General features: G+C 40.3%; 21 protein-coding genes and 3 pseudogenes. 23 read left to right on the top strand and 1 reads right to left on the bottom strand.

Annotation, left to right across the window (positions count from 1 at the left end; genetic code table 11):
• Positions 1 to 34 precede the first annotated feature (34 nt).
• The 17 genes and pseudogenes from ABIE27_RS22775 to ABIE27_RS22695 form a co-directional block, all read left to right on the top strand.
• Positions 35 to 208, top strand: coding sequence for a hypothetical protein (locus tag ABIE27_RS22775; protein ID WP_429351548.1), 174 nt, complete (start codon positions 35 to 37; stop codon positions 206 to 208).
• Positions 183 to 719: a hypothetical protein gene (locus tag ABIE27_RS22770; RefSeq protein WP_429351547.1), complete on the top strand. Its 537-nt coding sequence runs from the start codon at positions 183 to 185 to the stop codon at positions 717 to 719. Before ABIE27_RS22775 ends, ABIE27_RS22770 begins: the two co-directional genes overlap by 26 nt.
• 26 nt (positions 720 to 745) lie before the next feature.
• A complete protein-coding gene (locus ABIE27_RS22765) occupies positions 746 to 2,056 on the top strand; it encodes a DNA cytosine methyltransferase (RefSeq protein ID WP_429351546.1) in 1,311 nt (436 codons plus the stop codon).
• 74 nt (positions 2,057 to 2,130) lie between these two features.
• Positions 2,131 to 2,700 (top strand): hypothetical protein, encoded by a 570-nt coding sequence (locus ABIE27_RS22760; protein ID WP_429351545.1) that lies wholly within the window; start codon positions 2,131 to 2,133, stop codon positions 2,698 to 2,700.
• A 427-nt stretch (positions 2,701 to 3,127) separates the two neighbouring features.
• Positions 3,128 to 3,448, top strand: coding sequence for a hypothetical protein (locus ABIE27_RS22755; RefSeq protein WP_429351544.1), 321 nt, complete (start codon positions 3,128 to 3,130; stop codon positions 3,446 to 3,448).
• Between the two features lie 16 nt (positions 3,449 to 3,464).
• Positions 3,465 to 3,899, top strand: a complete 435-nt coding sequence (locus ABIE27_RS22750; RefSeq protein ID WP_429351543.1) for a hypothetical protein — start codon at positions 3,465 to 3,467, stop codon at positions 3,897 to 3,899.
• Positions 3,890 to 4,099, top strand: coding sequence for a hypothetical protein (locus ABIE27_RS22745; protein ID WP_429351542.1), 210 nt, complete (start codon positions 3,890 to 3,892; stop codon positions 4,097 to 4,099). Before ABIE27_RS22750 ends, ABIE27_RS22745 begins: the two co-directional genes overlap by 10 nt.
• 226 nt (positions 4,100 to 4,325) lie before the next feature.
• The gene (locus tag ABIE27_RS22740) at positions 4,326 to 4,706 is read left to right on the top strand and encodes a hypothetical protein (RefSeq protein WP_429351541.1); all 381 of its coding nucleotides are present in this window, start codon (positions 4,326 to 4,328) and stop codon (positions 4,704 to 4,706) included.
• Positions 4,707 to 4,760: 54 nt separating this feature from the next.
• Positions 4,761 to 5,270, top strand: coding sequence for a hypothetical protein (locus tag ABIE27_RS22735; protein ID WP_429351540.1), 510 nt, complete (start codon positions 4,761 to 4,763; stop codon positions 5,268 to 5,270).
• 58 nt (positions 5,271 to 5,328) lie between these two features.
• Positions 5,329 to 5,787, top strand: coding sequence for an ArpU family phage packaging/lysis transcriptional regulator (locus ABIE27_RS22730; RefSeq protein ID WP_429351539.1), 459 nt, complete (start codon positions 5,329 to 5,331; stop codon positions 5,785 to 5,787).
• A gap of 45 nt (positions 5,788 to 5,832) precedes the next feature.
• Positions 5,833 to 6,036 carry a hypothetical protein gene (locus ABIE27_RS22725; RefSeq protein ID WP_429351538.1) on the top strand — a complete coding sequence of 68 codons (204 nt, stop codon included), beginning with the start codon at positions 5,833 to 5,835 and terminating at the stop codon, positions 6,034 to 6,036.
• Positions 6,020 to 7,585, top strand: a complete 1,566-nt coding sequence (locus ABIE27_RS22720; protein ID WP_429351537.1) for a recombinase family protein — start codon at positions 6,020 to 6,022, stop codon at positions 7,583 to 7,585. The genes ABIE27_RS22725 and ABIE27_RS22720 overlap by 17 nt, the downstream gene beginning before the upstream one ends.
• A gap of 35 nt (positions 7,586 to 7,620) precedes the next feature.
• A pseudogene (locus ABIE27_RS22715) lies at positions 7,621 to 7,704 on the top strand (helix-turn-helix domain-containing protein); the annotation flags it as partial.
• A gap of 408 nt (positions 7,705 to 8,112) precedes the next feature.
• Positions 8,113 to 9,366, top strand: a complete 1,254-nt coding sequence (locus ABIE27_RS22710; protein WP_429351536.1) for a hypothetical protein — start codon at positions 8,113 to 8,115, stop codon at positions 9,364 to 9,366.
• Positions 9,363 to 10,661, top strand: coding sequence for a DUF262 domain-containing protein (locus ABIE27_RS22705; protein ID WP_429351535.1), 1,299 nt, complete (start codon positions 9,363 to 9,365; stop codon positions 10,659 to 10,661). The genes ABIE27_RS22710 and ABIE27_RS22705 overlap by 4 nt, the downstream gene beginning before the upstream one ends.
• Positions 10,662 to 10,663: 2 nt before the next feature.
• Positions 10,664 to 13,006, top strand: coding sequence for a DUF262 domain-containing protein (locus tag ABIE27_RS22700; protein ID WP_429351534.1), 2,343 nt, complete (start codon positions 10,664 to 10,666; stop codon positions 13,004 to 13,006).
• A 98-nt stretch (positions 13,007 to 13,104) separates the two neighbouring features.
• Positions 13,105 to 13,209 (top strand): annotated as a pseudogene (locus ABIE27_RS22695) (LuxR C-terminal-related transcriptional regulator); the annotation flags it as partial.
• 120 nt (positions 13,210 to 13,329) lie between these two features.
• On the opposite strand, the gene ABIE27_RS22690 reads toward ABIE27_RS22695, so the two are convergent.
• Positions 13,330 to 13,698 carry a hypothetical protein gene (locus ABIE27_RS22690; protein ID WP_123064615.1) on the bottom strand — a complete coding sequence of 123 codons (369 nt, stop codon included), beginning with the start codon at positions 13,696 to 13,698 and terminating at the stop codon, positions 13,330 to 13,332.
• Positions 13,699 to 13,983: 285 nt separating this feature from the next.
• Here ABIE27_RS22690 and ABIE27_RS22685 point away from each other — a divergent pair, with 285 nt between their 5' ends.
• The 6 genes and pseudogenes from ABIE27_RS22685 (at position 13,984) to ABIE27_RS22660 (ending at position 21,171) form a co-directional block, all read left to right on the top strand.
• Positions 13,984 to 14,847: a MurR/RpiR family transcriptional regulator gene (locus tag ABIE27_RS22685; protein ID WP_123064614.1), complete on the top strand. Its 864-nt coding sequence runs from the start codon at positions 13,984 to 13,986 to the stop codon at positions 14,845 to 14,847.
• Between the two features lie 3 nt (positions 14,848 to 14,850).
• A complete protein-coding gene (gene nagB, locus ABIE27_RS22680; RefSeq protein ID WP_123064613.1) occupies positions 14,851 to 15,579 on the top strand; it encodes a glucosamine-6-phosphate deaminase in 729 nt (242 codons plus the stop codon).
• Positions 15,576 to 16,799, top strand: a complete 1,224-nt coding sequence (nagA, locus tag ABIE27_RS22675) for an N-acetylglucosamine-6-phosphate deacetylase (RefSeq protein ID WP_123064612.1) — start codon at positions 15,576 to 15,578, stop codon at positions 16,797 to 16,799. The genes nagB and nagA overlap by 4 nt, the downstream gene beginning before the upstream one ends.
• A 530-nt stretch (positions 16,800 to 17,329) precedes the next feature.
• Complete coding sequence (locus tag ABIE27_RS22670) at positions 17,330 to 18,853, top strand: argininosuccinate lyase (protein ID WP_429351533.1); 1,524 nt, start codon at positions 17,330 to 17,332, stop codon at positions 18,851 to 18,853.
• A gap of 23 nt (positions 18,854 to 18,876) precedes the next feature.
• Positions 18,877 to 19,896 (top strand): annotated as a pseudogene (locus ABIE27_RS22665) (cysteine synthase family protein); the annotation flags it as partial.
• A 60-nt stretch (positions 19,897 to 19,956) separates the two neighbouring features.
• Positions 19,957 to 21,171, top strand: a complete 1,215-nt coding sequence (locus ABIE27_RS22660) for an ATP-grasp domain-containing protein (RefSeq protein ID WP_205127931.1) — start codon at positions 19,957 to 19,959, stop codon at positions 21,169 to 21,171.
• Positions 21,172 to 21,176 lie beyond the last annotated feature (5 nt).

Genomic DNA, 21,176 nt, shown 5'->3' with positions numbered 1-21,176 from the left:
GGTGGGGGATCATCCCCAGGAAGGGAGTACAGACATGAAGACACGCTGGGATATTTACGAATGCGAATGCGGACTAGGCTATGCGATCCGTCAGGAAGTGAACAACGAAATTGAAGAACCGGCATGCCCACACTGCGGCAGTTCAAATGCAAGACTGATCCAAATTAAGGACGGTGAACGCATTGAGTCAACTGGAACTAATAGATAAATCGATCGTTTCCAAACAATTCGTTTGGATCGGGGCAGACGAGAAAGTATTGGCTTTGCAAAAGCATCCTAGCTTTGCAATTGGAGAGTTGATCGCTTATAAAATCATGCCTTGCTACAACGATCAAAATCGAGTTTTGGTTTATGACTGCATCAGTAGAGATAAAGGGAAAAAGAAAAATCCATTCCATTACGGCAATATTCATCATACCTTAACTGGCGGTTTGTACGATGCCATTGACCGCGAATATCAGTTAGGCAATCCCGGATGGTGGATGCTGAATAAGCCATTAAAAGACCCATACGGTCAATGGAGACCGTGGATCTGGAAGAATGACGAAATAAAGAAAGAATTCATGGAATGGCATGCTGATCATTTCTACGGCTGGACAAAAGAAAAGTGGAAAGCAAGAAATCACACTTGGAAAAGAGAAGAAAGGCTCACCGATCAGCTAGCAGAAGCAACACCAGTTATAGAAAAAGAACCAATAGAGCAATTAACACTTTTTTGACAGAGTAGAAGGGAGTACAGACACACATGAGAAAACTTAGCCTGTTTTCGGGAGTGGGCGGAATCGATTTGGCAGCCCATTGGGCAGGCATGGAGACGGTGGCTTTCTGCGAACGGGAGCCGTTTCCGCAGAAAGTGTTGCAAAAGAATTTTCCGGGAGTACCCATATACGACGATGTATGCACGCTTACTGCAGATCGATTAAAGGAGGATGGAATCATTGGAAACGGTAGAACAATTGACATTATTTCCGCTGGATACCCATGCCAGCCATTCAGTCATGCCGGGAAGCGAAGAGGCAAGGAAGATGACCGCCACCTCTGGCCAGAAGTTGCTCGAATTTTACAAGAAGTCAGGCCCACTTGGTTCCTTGGCGAAAATGTTGCTGGGCACATCACTTTGGGGCTCGACGAGGTGCTTACTGACTTGGAGGGGCTCGGCTACATCACACAAGCGTTTGTTATTCCGGCTAGTGCCGTCTACGCCGGCCATCGAAGAGACCGAGTATTCATTGTGGGCTACACCGAACACGATGGATCATATGGGACAGAGATCGGACGAAGCTCTAATCAGGCAAGCGACAACATCGCGCAAAGGCAGATCACGACCGGCGAATCTGAGGGAGCAAGTAGACCCAAGGACGGTCGAATTATGGGCGACACCACAATCCCGGGATTTCAGGAGCGGAGACAATCCAGACAGTCCGAGGGCACAAAGGAAACAGGAACAGGGGTGGTCGCAGAACTTGAACGATCAGGTGAAACTTTGGCCTACTCCAAAGGCAACACTGAGGGGCGATTGTCCATCGGAGAGAGAACGGAGAACACCGGATTTACATGCAGCGGTGAAGATGTGGCCTACGCCACAAGCATCGGACAACAGGGACAGGGGAAACCTTTCAGACCCGTCAATTCAGAAACGGATTGCGAACGGGAAGCAGCTGAATCTCTCGATGGTTGTGATGGGAGATATGTGGCCTACTCCTGTTGCAGACGACACGAGTTACAGGAAGAACAAATATGCACAGGGAGGGACAGCGTTGAGTACAAGAGCGGGGGGGCAACTCAATCCAGAATGGGTGGAAACGTTGATGAACTTTCCGCTGGGCTGGACGGAAGTGGAATAGATTCACTGGATGATCTGATCGACTTTATACACTCATACCCGCAACCAGCACTTATGGGCATACCTCAGTACGATTGGGAGCCTCCACGGGTGGCAACAGGGGTACAGGACAGAACAGGCCGCCTGAAAGCGCTGGGTAATGCAGTAGATCCGTTGCAGATCTATCCGATCATGGCAGCGATAAAAGCGATACACGATCAAATAACAGGTTGAGGGATACCAAAGAGGAAGGGGCATAGCCTCTTCCCACCACATACCACACTATAAATTTAGAGGAGCGAGTGAACATGGATAAACAAACAATCATTGATCGGGTTAATGTAGCACACGGTAACGCCGTAGATAAAGGCTGGTGGCAAGAAGAACGCAGTTTGGGTGAGTTGGTAGCATTGATCCATTCAGAGGCATCAGAAGCGCTAGAGGACTTCCGTAATGGTTATGAACCGACAGACGTTTGGTACGAGAAAAAAGATGCTTCAACGGGTCAGATTAAAACGTTAGCTTTGCAACCATTCGATGATTGGAAGCCATGCGGTATCCCATCCGAGTTGGCCGACATCGTTATCCGGGTTTACGATCTTGTGGGCAAATATGAAGCGGTTGAACAGTTCGCTTCGGCATTTGATGACGCATCTCATGTCATTCGTCCTGATACAAGCTTTGGCGACAACATGGGATGGTTGCACGTCAGTATTTCAAATATCATCCTTTTTGATTTGGTTGGACACTCAGTGGAAGTAGTTAATAGCGTATACAAGCTTGCTGAAATCAATGGTATCGACCTGGACGCAGCCGTCACGGAAAAGATGGCATACAACGCAACTCGTCCAATCAGACACGGCGGCAAGAAACTATAAATCACAGGTGGGTTTAGGCCCACCAAAGGAGAGATAACACATGATACTTTTGATTGCTAAACGCAAGATAAAGCTTCCGTGCGCTATCTGTAACAAAAAGATTTTCAAGGGTGACTGTTACTGGAAAGACCGCCGATATTACAACGACGATGAGGGTTTTGGGGCTGTTGAATGGCATTACTGCCCACGTTGCAAGTACAAGGAAGAGGATAGGTCTTTCAGGATGATTGACCTTCATATGCGCTGTTCACACCCACCTAGATTCGTGCATTACGATGGTGACCCGAATGATTACAACGGTTATGTATGTGGAATATGCAATGCAAAGCACTTAATAAAAAGAGGCGATGTCTATGCGACATCCATAGAGGATGTTGTTTGGTAATAACTTTGAGGCTACGGCCTCTTACCAAGGAGGGATATACAGATGGACTACTCAAAGCTAACGGACGATCTGAAAGCGGCACAGCGTGAAGTGTGGCTTGTTACAGGCGAAATGGAAGACGGAGGAACAGCGAACTTGGACAAAGTGTTTCTAACCCTGCCACGAGCACATGAGGCTAAGGTTTTGGAAGCTATCAGAAACGCTGGACTGTATTGCAGAGCAAAGCGGCGTTGGATCGGTGACGGATATATGCTGACGGTCAGCAAGGGGCAGGGAGACGTAAATACAAAGGCTGTGACGGTGTTTGTAGCTGAAATGGAACGCAGAGGTTATGACGTGCTTGCGTATCGCCAAATGGATTAGGGGAGGAAGAACAGTCATGAGTGAACCAACATTTAATCAAAATCCATATTTCACGAATGAACAACTTGAAGTCATGAGCAAAGATTACAGGACGATCCTGGTCGATGAAGAAGGTCGGTCATATGAGCCTGAATATAACAGCATGGTAGTACGTTCAGACGTTCTTAAACTGGTATCAGATGTACGGCAAGCAAGACGAAAGCAGTATGAAGTTGAGTTCGAACGTGATCGGCTCCGCAAGGAGCTTGAAAAGGCACGTAAGATAACCTTCCCACGACAGCCGGGCGGCGAAGGTGGATGGGAGATAGACTGCAAATTCTTGGATCGGGTTGATGATGTCATGATTTCAAATGATACGGAATATCCGGCAGATACCGAGACTATAGAAGCTGTTTTACTTGCTCTGGAGACCGTTTTGGGTCAGGAAGGAGAGGGGAACCAATGCAAGTAGGACACGCTTCATCCAGTGAAAGTAAGCGCTGTGTGGTTTGCGGGAAAAAGACGAATAACTACAAAACGTATGAACAATCCGACATGGTGATCACGATCCCAGCATGCGTTATTGAGTTAGGTGATTGTTTCGACCGAGTGGATGTAAAACGTTTGGCTTCCCGGGCGTTGACGGATATAAAGCAAAATATCAAGGGTTGAGGTTCGGGCCTCTCCCTACTAAGGAGGATATACAACACTGTCTGTAGGCATGCGAAAGGACCGCCACTTGTCCCATACTAATTAATGTAACGTGTTCAGGTTATCTAGAATAGCCCTACTAACAACGGAATGTAGGCGTGTGCGGCCCTTATTAATTTATATCATTCATTCAATAGTGAGACAACGAACTAATATTACCAATTCAATAATTGGGAGGAATGGAGAAATGAAAACAGTGATGGTGACGCAAGAACAATTCGAAGGTGTGCAAACTCTGCTTAAAACTCAAACAAGGGAAACAATCCTGAACAAACATACAGAGGCGAAGGCAAAAGGAATTACGAAGTTTTGGGGAATAGCAGGTCTGAACGATCTGTCAAACGAGCAAATGGCCCTACTGCTGTACAATCCAGACTTGGTAACGGTAGAACCTTCGCTTGAGGATCATTTGAGAACTGCTTATATTGGCGCAAAAAGCCGGGACTTTGCGGACGGATTGGTGATGGCAGCTACATTGTACGGTATCGATCCTGAGATATTCGAGGGCTTGGTCGAGTGGGTCCCAGAAGATGAGCAAGAACCGGCAGTAGATCCCGAGCAAGCATAGACACGTCCTTATTCTATTAATCTAATAAAACCAAATTGAGAGGGGAAACAAACTATGAACATTACAGTAAAAGCTCACTTCAATAAGCAAACGAAAGATTCCAAGAAAGAGCTGGTTCAGTTCTACGTAACTGGTGAAGACGAGCGTCGCCCGGAACTTAACCAAATGACTCGTGAGGTCGTAATCCTAGCCATTGCTGGTCTGGATGGAATTGAGCTTACAGCAGAGTTCAAGAAATCTGCCAAGGACTCCAAGAAAACAATTCTTGAGTTTGAGGTTAAAGGTGATTCCTCTGCTGCTCAGACGTTTGAGTTTTACAAGCTGGCTGGTACGGATGTTGAATTATCAATTACTGAATCACAAATGGACCTGGACGAATTCAGAGAGCAACAGGCAGAGTACCGCGAAGGTATTAAAGGTAAGATCAATCAAGACGGAACTGTTGATGTTGACCCGAATCAGGCTGAAATGTCTCTTACAGAAGAGGACGCTGCCGCTGAAATTATAGCAACCACTCAAGACGGTGTGAAGGTACCCATTTCAGACGACGATCTGCCGTACTAAATAGTTCCAATCCCCGGCTCCGGTCGGGGAACCATCCTTACATTGAGGTGATACAAAGGTGGGTCAACAAAGCTTTTTACCGGAGATTGACCGTAAATTGACACAGGCTGCAGTAGAGGCTGCGCTGGAGAAATACCGGATATTCAAATACATGACGTTCGAGGCACGCGAGGCCAGCACGACAGCCGGTTATACCGAGCGGTTTCACGGCCCGACAAACCAGACGAGTGACCAGACAGCAAGTATCGCCATATACAATGCGGATCAGGAAATATACCGACAGGACTACTGCGACCGAGTGGAACGCGCTGTAAAACGTATGCCGCGCATGGAGAGATTCTTGATTGAGGCGCGTTACATGACAACCGAGCATGATTACATCACAGACCAGAAAGTGTACAGTTTTGAATTCAAACCTCCGATCAGTGCACCTAAATACATCGAGATTCGCTGGAGGGCATTTTACAAGCTGGCTCTGGATTTAAGGATCGTTGTGGAGAAGCCGTCAGAAGCATGAGCAGATAAAGGGCAAGTTGTACTTGCCCTTGTTCATAGCATAAGAGTGGGTGATGATATGGGCAAAAAAGAGAAGTCATTTAAGATAACATTTGTGAGCGTTGGCGACAACTCAAACGATATAGTAAAAAAAATAGTTAAGAGTGAATTGAAAAAGATGCTGGATTCTCATGGAGTGGTATCGTACAATTTGGATGATGTTTTGTCCAAATATATTACAGGGGATATGCGTTATGAGCAAAAAGGATAGAGGTTATGTACGGGTTTCCACACAAAAAGACTCGCAAAGAGACAGTCCAGAAAACCAGGAATCATTTATTCGCGAAAATGCTAGGCGTGAAGGAATTGAATTGGATTACATCTATGAGGATCGGGATACCGGGACAAACATAATTGCCCGAGAAGACGTACAGCGAATGATAGCAGATGCGAAGAATGGAGAGATTCGCTCTATATGGTTTGCATCACTTTCCCGTTTCAGTAGAGACACATTGGACGCTTTATCATTGAAACGCATACTGGTCAATGCCTTAAAGATCAGAGTCGTATCGCTTGAAGATGGATATGATTCGGCCCAAAAAGATGACGAGTTGCTGTTTGGTATAAAAGCAGTAGTAAACCAAAACACCAGCGGCGATATAAGTACAGCATCTAGAAGAGGTATACGCGAATCTGCTTTAGAAAAAGGTAATATCATTGCCTCAAAACCTGCATTTGGGTATAGGAAAATCACAATCGAGAAGCGGAAGACGTATGAAATTGTCACACATCAAGCCGAAATTGTGGTGCTCATTTATGATCTATACTGCGATGAGGGAATGGGAGACAAAGCAATTGTAAAATATCTCAACGGAGACAATCCGGCAGAAAAGGTTTACGAATCATACACAGGGAAACTTTGGTCACTTTCAACGGTTCAAAGTATCCTTCAAAACCCTACTTACACAGGGTACAATGTTACTGGAAGATACACTTCTGAACTGGTTTATGACGATCTGAACGACCTCATGAATAGAAGGAAGAAGCTCGTTAAAAAACCTCCAAGTGAATGGGAATGGTCTAAATTACCCACTCATCCAGCGATTATTTCAAAAGAACGATTCGATTACGCACAAGAAATCAGGTTGAGTAAAGGCGGTACTAGAGGTGGGCGTAGAAGCTTCGTAAATGTGTTCTCCAAAATGATTTTTTGTTCACACTGTGAATCAGCCATGGTTTCCATGACTTCAACTGGTCGAGACGGAAAGAGATATAGATATCTTATGTGTAGTCGGAGGCGTAGGGTAGGGGCTACTGGATGTTCAAATGACAAATGGATACCTTATGAAGATGCGAGAGACGAACTCATTGAAGAGATATTAACCAGAATGAGAAAAGCTATTTCTAAGTTAGAGAAGAACGGAATGAAGGAACTTGAAGTCTTCCTTCCTCAAAACAACAACGATAAAGAAAAGCGGAAACTGGAAAAACGGATCGAAGATAACCGTAAGTTAATGTTCGAAATACGGCGGCAACATATGTTACACGAAATTGATACTGCTCAGTACGATTTTGAAAAAGAGCAGTATGAGAAAGAAATTGAAGCAAGCGAACAGCGTTTATCAAGGATCGTTGCTGAGGAAAAGAGAATGCTTGACCGTGAGAGGTTAATCAAGAATGCCAAAAAAACGGTGCAAGAACTAACAGACATTACTGCATACAATGATAATGTGGAGAAAACCCGCTCCTTACTGACACAAGTAGTGAAGAGGATATACGTATCTGTGGATGGTGAAATCACAGTCGAAACGTATATTTAATTTTTTACCCGATGTTGTGTGCTTGAAAACGCACCACAAATGTGATGCAGAAACTCAATGTTAAGGGTCGTTCGCAGGCAGTTGTAGAGCTAATCAAGCTCGGAGAACTGAAGATTTAGCCTGCGAACCGCAGTTAAAAATGAAGGCAACACAAAAGCCTTTCTCTATCCTTCAGTATGAAGCATGGGGAAAGGCTTTTATGTTTGTATTTTAACAAATACAGCTACTTTTCAAACGCTATAATCATGAATTCAAAATCAACTTTACATTTAGCTCTTATCATAAAATCAATATGTATACCTATAGCATCGATATCAAAAATAGTTACCGTGCTACCCCAAAAAAACACTGAGTGTGAGTAATGTCCTCCTCCTATATCATTGGATTCATTTCGCTGGGATGTATCATAAAAGTTGTTCAAGGATGGGGAAAGCAGGTGCGGGGATTGTAATTATATGGTACATTGAAGCGATATCGACGTTATTAGAAGAAAACTGTATAGAGTTAAAGAATAGTGGAGGTGCAATATGCAAAAGTTACACTTGGATTATAAAGGGGAAATAAGTGTAGTTGCTTTTGAGATATTAGAGAAAATGTATCTAGGAATTAAAGATGATAGTTACCATTTGGATGAAGAAATAATGAGTAAAGCATTTAAAGGTAAAGAATTGTCTAATATACAGAAATGTGATACAAATCTTAAATTAAAAATAGCATATCAACGATACTGTATATTAATTAAAGAATTGTTAAATGAATATTCTGAACTTTCTGAAGATGAAAAAGGAAAAATTATAGATTATTACTTGTTCGATAATCGTTTAGAAGAATTATATTATTTAGGATTAGGACATTACTACAATGCAAAATTTAAGAAGAGTCAAGCGGTATTGTTTAGAAGTAATGGTGGAGATAGAAACACTCCCGTTATTCATGGTATGTCAAGCAATCTAGAAACGGTTAAATTAATATTTAACCAGTGCCGTGAGCATATCAATAAAGGAAAAGATAAGGTCAGGCTTTACTCCTATTCCAAATGCTTCGGGATAGTACTATTTAAATATTTGTCTATTGAACAAGATAAAGATTCTGTAGAACTTCGGATACTGCCTAATCAAAATATTAATGTGATTTATAATAATGACACAGTAATGTCCTTGCAACAATTCATAATGGATGAGTATAAAGCTTCTAAAACGGATTATTGTATAGATATGAGTAGTGTTAGAAGTGGGAAAAGAGATAATCTTGCAGTTTGGATGAAAAATTTTCTGGGTGAACGATCTATTGAAATACAGAAAATACATTCTCCTGTTTCCGATCAAGAAGTAGTTGCATCACGCATCCTTAATCAGGAAATATCGAATAGTTTTAATGAGGAAGAATTAATTTATTTGTTGTATAGATACTACAAGAAGTACTATGAAGTGCGTAACAATGATAATGGTGATAAATTCAGGCATGAATTCGAAAAGGTAACTACATATTTGAATGAAGAATTTGAGAAACAATTATCTGACAATCATGGAGAGAACAATACTCAGCAACTAAAAATTCTAAAAGCATATATTGAACGATTTAAATTATGTTTAGGTGGAAATGAAGCGCATGATAAAAAGGTAGATTTAATATTTAATTTTATTGATTGGAGCAAAGAAAATTTGAACCTGGAAAAAGACACTGAATCAATTTATAAATTCGAATTTACGAATAGTATGATTACAAACTTTAAAGGTTTTTTGCATAATTATTTAATGAAAGTATCGGAGGATTTGTGGTGAAAATAAAAAATAACAAAATGGTCAGTTTGCATGACCTAATTTATAACTGTTTCAATGAAGAGAACAACATCTATATCCCAATAATCCAGAGAAATTATAAGTGGAGTAGAAAAACTGCTGAAAAGTTAGCAAGTGATTTATTTAAAAGCTACATAGATGGAAAGAGTAAATTTACAATGGGAATGATTACCTTATATGAAGAAAAGGAAAAGTATAATACATTCCAATTAATTGATGGTCAGCAAAGGATAATTACTCTGACATTGATATTAAAATACTTGGCTCCTGAAAAAAAATATTTTAACTTTTCTTTTGAAAGAGATGAGGGAATTGATGAAAGTGATATTACAAGATCGTGGTATTTAAGTAACATTGGCACTAGCGATAGAGATGAGAATAGGGTTTACACAGACTTACGAAGATTTGAAGAAAATTTTGAAGCTATTAAATGTAAATTGACTAAGAAAGATGAAAAAGGAGAGGATTTAGAACAATATCGTTTTACACCTGAACACAAAGAAAGATTTATCAATTACATATTGAATCAAACTTATATTCTTATTCACTTTAGTGAAGCAGAACCAATTGAGGAATTCCTAAACATCAACAAAAATAAAACTGTATTTGGTATTAATGATCATATAAAAGCAAACTTAATGATTGATGCTACTGAAGAGATAGTTAATTATTCAAGACAAGCTATATTGCACCTGTTTAAGAATTTATCGAATAATTTGTTTGCACAAGAAAATATCTGGAATTTAGTCAAACAAGGATATGACATTAAAGAAGATGTTGATGGGAATGGATTTGAAAATAGACTAAAGGTTTTATTTTGTGATCGTTATGAGGAAACGAGTAAACTGGGCTATGAATCCATCCCTGAGTATAACAGGTTAAAATATTATAAAGAGATAATAAATAATATCTGTAAAGACTTAAAATCTGACAATTGGAATTCATACAATGGGTTTAACTGTATACATTCTATTAACGGTCAAAGATTTTTTGATTTATTCGGTAAAGACTATAAAGAGGAAGTACAAAGAAAAAATCTAGAACAAGTTCTATTGGACTTCATTACAAAAAAATCATCATATTTTCAAAACTGTTTTATTCAATCACAACTTCAGTTTGGAAAAATGGATATGAATGAATTGCAAAAGTTAATGTTGCCTCATGAATGGAAGAATGATCAAGTGAACTGGCTATACTCATCAAAAAATGAATTTGATGATTTTAAGAATTTTTATAAAGAGTACATTCATGAGAAATATAGTGGACAGGAGAATTAAAGATGGTTAAGCATAGTTTAGCAACACTTCTCTCAGAATACGATAAAATCGTTATTCCAGACATTCAAAGAGATTATGTAATGGGGAGCGGTGGGGAAAAGTTAAAATCGTTATTCCAGTCAATATGTGATCATAAGTATAAAGAAATACCGTTTCCATTTAGTGCGGTTATGGGATATGTTGATGATGCAACGGATATATTCTATGTATATGATGGACAACAAAGATTAGTAACACTTATGTATTTATGTGCTTCTTATACTGATGCAGTAGGTAAAGATAAACTTTTAAATAAGTTTGAATTTAGAGAACGTGAGGATGCCAATGTTTTTTTGAATGACTTAATTCATAAAACAGAAAAATCCCCTAACGTTGTTGATTTTACAACCTTTTCTCTTCACAATTTACTTAGCCAATTTAGAAAGTATAGATGGATAAATAACTATGGAAATTCAAGCTTTGAGAACGAAATTGGGTTTAAGTATTTATTTGAGCAGGTTATATTTAATTTAGTTACTGTGGACAAGGCATCGGATGCTGAGCAATTTTTTATTGATTTAAATGATGGTTTAGTTTTGGAAGAATATGAAATATTCAAATCAGAACTTTTTCATCGGGTAAATGAATGTTATAAAGAAGGTTTTAAAAATTTCGCACTAATGATGGAAAATAAATGGCTTAGATTCTTCATTACATACAAAACAAGTATTCGAAAGAAAATTGAAGATACCCATGAAACTCGAACGCCTGAAGGGGAAGAAATAGAAATAGCCTTTGTTCAATTTTGTTTTAGAATGATGTGGATTGAAGAAAAAGGCACAGACGAGGGGTATAAAAAAGGTAGCGTGGACTGGATAGAAAGAAAACATATTGAGAGTATAGAAAAGATTATTAATAATATGATTAAACTGGATTTGAGTGATTCGAATTTGAATTGTATTAATTATTCATTCGAGAATCGAACAGACCGAGGTAAAAATAAGGACATAGATTATGTAGAAGGTGTATTCTGGAATTTAGCAGATATTAATTATGAAGCAATGCTGCGAGAGTTTTTATTTAACTTTCATAAGCCTGAATATATAGATTCGGTAAAAACGGATGTAGTTATCTGGGCATACATTTCGAATTGTGAGAAGTCCACCGAACGATTGTTTCCCTATCTAAGATTTGTGAAAAAGTTATTAAATAAAAATTTGATAGAGAATAAGGTTGCTCATTTTCATGGCGATAAGAGCATCTGGTTTACAAAGTATAGTTCCTTTTGTATCCCGAAATATTATTCACGTATAGATAGTTTTAGCAATAATTTCAGCAATAGTAAACTAGTATATCTCTATTCAACAATAAAACTTAATAAAGATTTCGATGAATGTAATACTAGGCAAATGCGTTCTGACCATGCTGAGTTAAACAAAGTTTTGGAAGATGAACAGATAATATATTATTCAAATGAAAAGGAACAGATCGAAGCTTTTGAAAACCTTCCTTATGTTAATGGAGTAATGAATAATTTATTTGACTCTCAAAACAGGCTTCTAATAAGCTATGAAAACTTTATATTAAATGTTCTTCGAGACAAAACCGGCAAGAAAGAAATTTTAGGGGAATTATTTTGTAAATTAAGTGATCTGGGATATGAATTGAAACCTCTATATTTTGAAGAATTAACAATACGGTGGAGAGCATATACAGGTAATCCTTGTTTTCAACAGGGCAATGTATTACCTATTGCTCTGAATGATTTATTTATTGACAGCAAGTTCAGACAGGTAATTTGCGGCTGGCTCACAGGTGGCATGAAAATGAAATTAGGTCTTAATGATGATAGATTATTATTAAAAGCGATCAATTATAGGCCTATAAGAGGATGGAGTACAGATAGATATCAATTTTATTATCCGAATGATTACTATACTTATAGTTATTCTTATAGTTCTATAAAAGATAAAAAGATGGGTTTGTGTTCGAATAAGAGTGATGATTTTAGCCCTACTCAAAAAAACATAAAAGATTTTTTCGGTGAATTAAAGCTGAATGAAGAAGGTAAGGTTATTGTTGATGATGATACTAGCATTCATAGACAATTTATCTGGAGTTTAGAATCTCATAACGAATTTTTAATGAGTTGGATACAAGATCTGAAAGAAAATCAAAAGGTTTTATTATATTGTAAGGAGAATTGGGTCTATAACATGATGATAGATGAATATATTCAACACACTAAAAGTGGTTTAGAAGATATAGAAAGATGCTACAGAGAAAATCTGGTAATTATTCGTAAATGTTTTGGGGAATACTTTTTCATAAATCATGATACTTTAAAAAATTACATGGAGAAATAGAATTGTTGTTTTGTATAAGGAATTGTCATATTGGGATTAGTTTATTACGAAGGCATTATTAAACGAATTTCAGTTATTATTACTAAGTTAGATATTTCCGACGTATTTCAAACCATATCTCCAATGTGATGAAGAAACTCCATGTTAAGGGTCGTTCGCAGGCAGTTGTAGAGTTAATCAAGCTCGGAGAACTGAAGATTTAGCCTGCGAACTGCAGTTAAAATGAGGGTAACACAAAAGCCTTTCTCTATCCTTCAGTATGAAGCATGGGGAAAGGCTTTTATGTTTGTATTTTGGAGCAACAATTCAAATCCACCTCTTGGTCACTTTAATGAAGCCTCCTCTTTGCGCTTATGTTCCTTCATAAAAACCTTCCATCTTTTTCTCGAAAATGGTTGATAAAATAACTGCTCCAATTCCCCATACTGTGCCTCATTTAACTGTAAGTACAATGCCTTTTTGGCGATTTTAGCGGCAGGCTGTGATGAGTGGGCGCGTCCTTCTACTTTTCGTTTGATCGGCACATGAAATTGCAAAACGTCTTCGTAACGTTTCCAACCTTCCCAGCTCAACCTGGCTCCACGTCTCCAGTCAATGGCATAGAGGGCAAAATAATTGCCGGCGGTGTCACTACGCTTGGTGGAAATGATCCAAATGTTTGGAACGATTTTATTACGCTGTCTGCGGTTCATAAGCAGTGCTCCTTTTTTTGATCCCCGAATGTATCATCATATATAGATGTGTCATTTGTTCTGCTGTTGTTAAATTACATACGATTAACTTTAGCAGACTGTGTGAAAACTTCAAATCAATTGAAGGTTTGACCAAGTCCATTTGATTAAGCGAACTGGACCACAACAATACAGCGAAAATCCTCTTGCTTTGCCAGAGCACCTTGATTAAAATAAGGGTGTAAAAACTATTTTCTTATTTATAGCAAAAATAATAAAAATTATTTTCATATTAAAGAGGTGCTTATGGCAGCCATCTTACATGCATTGAAGCAAGAATTGCACAATTTGCCGTCTCAGGAGAGACGAATTGCCGAGGTTATTATCCAATCGCCATCGGACGTACCGGGGATGACCATCAACCAGTTGGCTGAACAGAGCGGGACAAGCGCGGCGACCGTGACTCGTTTTTGCAAATCATTTCATTTCAAAGGTTTCCCCGATCTCAAAATGAAACTCGCTGCCGAGCTGTCACACTCGCCGAATGAAACGGCCTATCAAGATATCGTTGCAGGCAACCCGTTATCCAAAATCGTTGAGGCTATTGAAGCGAATCATCTCGCCTCCATTGCAGATACCACACGTTTGCTGGATTTGGGCAGGCTGGAACAAACGGTACAGCTGTTATGTCAGGCCCGGCGTATTGACTTGTACGGAGTCGCGACGTCGTCCATTGTTACGCAGGATTTCTATCAGAAGCTGGTGCGGATCGGCAAAAGCTGTACTGCCTTTTCGGACTCCCATATGCAGATCACATCCGCTTCCTCGCTGGGTCAAGGAGATGTGGCCATGGCCGTGTCCTACTCGGGTGAAACACCGGAGACCATTGATGCCCTGACTTGTGCCAAACAAGCTGGAGCTTCCACCATCTCGCTGACGTCATATGGCAGTAACTCACTGGCCTCGGTATCCGATATTCCACTCTTCACCTCATCTCTTGAAGAAGGGATGCGGCGTGGAGATATGGCATCACGCATTGCGCTGCTGCATGTGATTGATATTTTGTTCACAGGCATGGTGAGTGCAGATTTTGATCAATTTATACCTAAACTTGAGCAGTCGTATCACAATGTGCAGTCCTATCGTTTCCATCACACCGGAGGTGCTTGACAGATGAATATTCGTATTTTTGAAAATGAAGAAGATTTGAACGCGACAGGTGCAGGCCTGATCACCAGCTTGCTGCAAACGAAACCCCGTGCCGTACTCGGACTTGCAACAGGTAGTTCGCCTGTCGGTATTTATAAACAGTTAATTACAATGTATCAAAAAGGTCTCGTAAGCTTTGCGCAGGCCTCTTCGTTTAATCTGGATGAATATGTAGGGTTGCCTACGGAGCATCGTGAAAGCTACCGCAGTTTTATGAATGAGCAGCTGTTTAATCATATCGACATCGACCTGTCCCGCACGAATGTGCCGAATGGCGAGGCAGTAAATTTGGAAGAGGAATGTACTGGTTATGAGCGGCGTTTAGAGGATCGTGGGCCTGTAGATCTACAATTGCTCGGGATCGGGCATAATGGTCATATTGGTTTTAATGAACCTGGAACGGAGTTGACGGGTCGCACCCATGTGGTGGATCTGAAGGAAGAAACGAGAAAGGCGAATGCCCGCTTTTTTGACAGCATCGACGAAGTTCCAGCGCAAGCGATTACGATGGGGGTAGGTTCCATTTTAAAAGCGAAACAGATCCTGCTCATTGCTCGTGGAGAGGAAAAAGCGGAGATTATCCGCGAAGCGTTCATGGGTCCGATTACCACATCCTGCCCGGCATCTTTGCTGCAATGTCATCCGAATGTGGTTGTATTGCTGGATCGAGCGGCAGGGAGGCTGGTTAGATGACCGAAGCGAATCCTAAAGTCAGTGGCGGTGAGTTGGGAAAAAAGTTAACGCTGCTCCGCGCCAGACTACTGCTTGCTGATGAATTGCTCGAAGACGGCCTGATCGTCTGGCGCGCTGGAAAAATCGTTTATGCCGGTATACCGGAAGGCCTGCCTGAACGAATTAGGCAAGAAGCAGGATCACTTCCTGCAAAAGCGGCGGGCCTTATTGTACCTGGATTTATAGATATCCACGTACATGGCGGTAACGGGGAAGATTTCATGGATGCCAGTCCTGACGTATTGGACAAGATCACTTCATTTCATAGTTCACAGGGAACAACGGCGATGCTCGCCACATCGATGACGGCTCCGAAGGAACGTCTGGATCATGTTTTGGCTGAAGTAGATCGCTACCGATCGGAGGAAATGCCTTATGCTCAGCTGGAAGGCGTGCATTTGGAGGGCCCCTTTTTTAGTCCGAAGTGGCCTGGCGCGCAAAATCCCGATCATATCGTGCTTCCTGATGTTACTTGGCTGCAGGGATGGGAAAAGCAATATCCTGGTCTTATTCGTCAGGTGACGCTGGCACCAGAACGTGATGGTGCACTGGAGGTCATCTCCTGGCTGCGGGAACAGCGGATAACGGCTGCGCTTGGTCATACTGACGCAACTTACGACGACGTGCAGCGCGCAGTGGAGGCCGGATTGCATCATGCCGTGCATACGTTTAATGCCATGACTCCGCTGCACCACCGTGAGCCGGGAACAGCAGGAGCCGTGCTAAGTGATCCACGTATCAGTGCTGAAGTCATTGCCGATGGCATTCATGTGCATCCTGCGGCGATTTCAATCCTTGCTCAATTGAAACAGGGGAACGATCAGCTGGTGCTGATTACCGATGCGATGTCTGCTGCAGGACTGGACGATGGCGAATACAAAATCGGTGATTTGCCTGTTATTGTGAAGAACGGTGAGGCGCGGTTAAAGGACGGCGGCGCTCTGGCAGGAAGCACGTTGACCATGGTTCGGGGGTTCCGCTATCTTGTGCAGGAAGTAGGGCTAAGTTTGATCGTTGCTTCTAGAGCAGCCAGCTTGACGCCAGCTCGTTTGCTGGGGATTGACGACCGAACGGGTTCCCTGGTGAAGGGGAAACAGGCGGATATCGTTTTGTTGAATGAGGATTTGGAGATTGATACGGTGTGGGTCAAGGGCAGAAGGATCGATCCTGTAAGCGAATAATACTAGTTGGGGTTTCCATAATCTATATGCCCTAATTGTGAAATAACATATAATATCAGGAAATAGCCGCTATCTGTAAGAGTAGATAAGCGGCTATTTCATATGTCCACATTATAATTTTTCGTAGTATGAAGGAGTGAAGTGTTAACGATAAGTTGAAAACTAATAAAGTATATATATTACTTATATGTAATATTATGTTACATTTTGCGCTGGTACATGATAATTTTTTATTTCCAATATCATTTTTATTGTAGAAAACTTAAGCAGTATTAAGGGATTAATTGTTATTAAATAGAATAATTTGGGGAATTTCGTTGAAAACTAACTATCAATAATGTATATTTAATCTATATTATAAAATTATTAGTTTTATTTGTATGAATAGTATCTTTTGATGTATATATTAAAAAAATGAAACGGTCCCCCATTCTGTGAAGCCGCCTCTGTTCTATAGATTTACAACCCTACTAATTTTGAATGTTCATTTGCATATTAGGTGAAATTGTGAATTTAATCTACGTCCCAAAATGGATAGAAACCAAAAATTCAAAGGGGTGCTTGAGATGTCCAGTGCATTTACGGGTAGAATTGACAATTTTCCTAAAGAAATATTGCATGACGAAATTTTAGAGCCGCAATTTAATTATGAAGTAGAACATCTGTTGGAGTACTACATTCAAATTGAACAAGTTATGTTGTTAGAATATGTGAAAATGCAATGTGTAAGTAAAGATCAGGGTGCTGAAATCAACAGCATTTTAACGTCAATCACGAAGGATCTATTAGTTGCTAGTCCTGAAAATAATATGTCTGATATTCTGTTCGCAATCGAAAAAAATGTTGAAAGCTCTTTGAGTGATTCAGTTCCTTATTGGCATGCCGATCGAAGTCGAAATGACGTTCAGGCATGCGCTCAACTGATGTTTGCTAGGCAGGAATTGTTGCAAATGATCACAAAACTGGGTTTCCTAATTGATGAAATATTGAATTTAGCGAAGCAATATACAAACACCCCGATGCCAGGATATACTCATTTCCAATCTGCACAGATTATTACTCCAGGTTTTTACCTCTCTGCTATGCTGGATGAACTGATACAAATACATAAAAATTGGATACATACGTATGACAATATCAATAAATCTCCACTGGCAGCTGGTGCAATGGCCGGGGTGGAATTGAACTGGGATCGTGATTCACTTGCACGCCTACTTGGCTTCAGTGATACAAACAACAATGCTTTACGATCCGTGGCTTCAAGACAATGGGTTCTCCAAATATCTGCTGAGTTATCCGTGTTCTCCGTTTTGATTTCAAGATTTCTTACGGATCTTATGTTATGGGGGAGCAGCGAATTTCAGTTTATTGACTTGCCTGGAAGCCTATCAGGTATTTCCTCTGCCATGCCTCAGAAGAAAAATTTCCCTATTTTGGAACGTATAAGAGGGAAGTGTTCACATTTAGCCGCTTTTCATAACAACTTTATTTTAGGACAGAAAAATACGCCTTATTCTAATTTGGTCGAAACCTCAAAAGAAAGTAGCACTTACTTCATAGACCTCTCCCACACAAGTCAATCCATACTCACTCTCTTAACACTCGTTATTCAACATTTGAATTTTAAAGAAGAAAGAATGTTATCCATCTGTAAAAAAGATTATTTTGGCGGGTTCAGTTTAGCTAACTTTTTGACAATCAGAGATAACATTCCTTATAGAAAATCTCAAGTTATAGCTGGTCGATATATTATGGAAGCCATGCGATTGAATCTTTCACCCCAAGAGTACAATGCGCACATCCTTGAACAAAAATGCGCCGAAGAGGGATATAGTATTCAAAATCCAGCAGAAATACTTTCCTTGTCTTTTGATGTGGAAAATAATTTGAATCTAAAAACGTCTTATGGCTCTACTAATCCATCCATGGTGAAAACAAGAATTGACCATCAATTGGAAGAGATGACGCAATGTAAAAATAGCTTGGAATCCAGAGTGGCGAATCTCTCAAATTCCCAAATGGAACGGGAAGAACAATTAGCACGTTTTTTGTGAAAAAATAAAATAGCAGGGGGAAAATTATGATTGAGAATACGGTAGGTATGATTGGTAACACACCTCTAATTCAATTGAAAGTGAACGCCTCCCCGGTGCATCCAGGAAAATGTTTTGCAAAACTGGAACTGATGAATCCATTTGGAATGAAAGATCGCGTTGCCAAAAGAGTCATAGAGTGTGCTAAGAAATCAGGCGTTTTAAAAGAAGGTGCCCCTATTATTGAGAGTTCATCAGGAACAATGGCTTGCGGGCTTGCACTGGTCGGACGTTGTATGGGACATCCTGTGCATATTGTTACTGACCCTCGTATAGATAGGGTCACCCATGCGAAATTAGAATCTTTGGGTTGCAAGATTCATATTGTATCGAAAATGGGGGCAGAGGGAGGTTGGCAATCAGCACGTCTGGAGATGTTAAATTCTTTACTGTTGCAATACCCTGATGCTTTTTGGCCACGGCAATATGAAAATCCCGAGAACCCTAACGCTTATGAAGATATGGCGATGGAGATCGTAAAGGATATTGGCAAAGTAGATATTCTGGTAGGTTCTGTAGGAAGTGGGGGTTCACTGTCCGGAACTGCTCAAACGTTAAAAAAATATAATCCGAATCTGAAGGTAGTTGCAGTCGATGCGGTTGGCAGTGTAATCTTCGGTCAACCGGATCATCCAGGACGGCTGCAGGGCGGATTAGGGAACAGCTTAATAGCTCCAAATGTCAATTTTAATATCATTGATGAAGTCCATTGGCTGAATGATGAGGAAGCATTTAATGCAACTCTGCAACTTGCGTATCAAGAGCAAATTTTTGCAGGAAACAGTTCTGGCTCTGCTTATCATGTCGCCAAGTGGTTAGCAGCACAAGCGGAGGAATCCTGTAATGTCGTTGCGATTTTTCCTGATCGGGGCGACCGATATGCCAACAGTATCTATAACCAAGAATACTATGGAAAAAATAACTTACTTATAGGTAGAATACAAACGGAGCCTAAATGTATCGAGTTAAATACGGTTGCCGATTCATGGTCTTATGCTTCTCTTCCAAAGAATCAGGCTAGTAAATGTCTTGTCTTTATTGAATCGAATACAACAGGAACGGGAATGCAGGCATTGCAAAAGGCAAGGGATTTAAATTACGAACCTGTATTAATGGCTAGAAATCCAGATATGTATCGTAATTTAAATCATGATCTTTGTGCTGTTATAACGGCTGAGACAAATGATAAAGCGAGTTTGTATCAGGCTCTGATGAAAGAGAATATCCCATCCATAGTAGGAATTATGACAACAAGTGATTTTTACTTAGAAACGGCTGCTGAAATGGCTGGATATTTTGAACTGAAGAGTAATAGTCGTGATTCAATACATATTTGCCGGAATAAAGCTCTTTTTCGAGAAAAACTCAATGCTTACAGCTTGAAACAACCTAAATACGACATCATAACATCAGAATTTGAGTTGTATTCACTTCAATCGAAAATTGAATTTCCCTGTGTATGTAAAGTTGCAGATGACAGTGGATCCAATAATGTACTTCTCTGTTCTTCATGGGAAGAATTAGAGGAACATGCTCTGAAAATTTTGAAAATGGAGTTCAATGGACGTGGTCAAAGAACGGTACAAACTGTACTCGTGGAAGAGTATATCGAAGGGCCTGAATTTAGTGTTGAGATGTTTTCATGGGATGGTGTCGCGGAGTGTATTGGGATTACGGAGAAAACGGTAACTGGAAGCCCTTACTTTGTCGAACATGCGCATATATTCCCAGCCAAAATGTCTAAAGAAACGGAACATCACATTATAGATATGGTCACTTCCACACTTCAAGCCGTTAAATTCACATATGGTGCCTCACATACTGAGATAAAACTAACCGATCGAGGGGCATATATTATCGAAACGAATGCTCGATTGCCTGGAGGTATGATACCTGAGCTTGTCAGAAACTCTACTGGCATAGATTTGCTGAATAGCCAGATTCTCTGTTCTGTGGGTATAAAACCAGAATTTAAGAACGAGAATCTGGGAGTCTCAGGAATCTATTTTCTAACAGTGAAGGAATCCGGTATCTTGCGCAGCATTAATAACCTGAAGGCAATTCAAGGGATGGTCGAAGTGAAAAGTATCTCTGTCTATGTAAATGAAGGGGATGCTGTACAGGTACCTGAAAATTTCTCGCATAGAATTGGACATGTTATTGTTGCCGGCAATTCTTATGAAGAAGTAAAGCAATTGTTAAAGCAAATCGAACAGTTGATAACGTATTCCGTCGATCCACTACCCGCTGACCAAAGAACATTAATCTCGAATGGATAAGGAGC

This window comes from Paenibacillus sp. 4624 (genome assembly GCF_050435065.1).
Taxonomy (GTDB): Bacteria; Bacillota; Bacilli; order Paenibacillales; family Paenibacillaceae; genus Paenibacillus; species Paenibacillus amylolyticus_D.
Note: the sequence above shows the minus strand (reverse complement) of the source record. Positions and strands in the feature narration are given on the sequence as shown.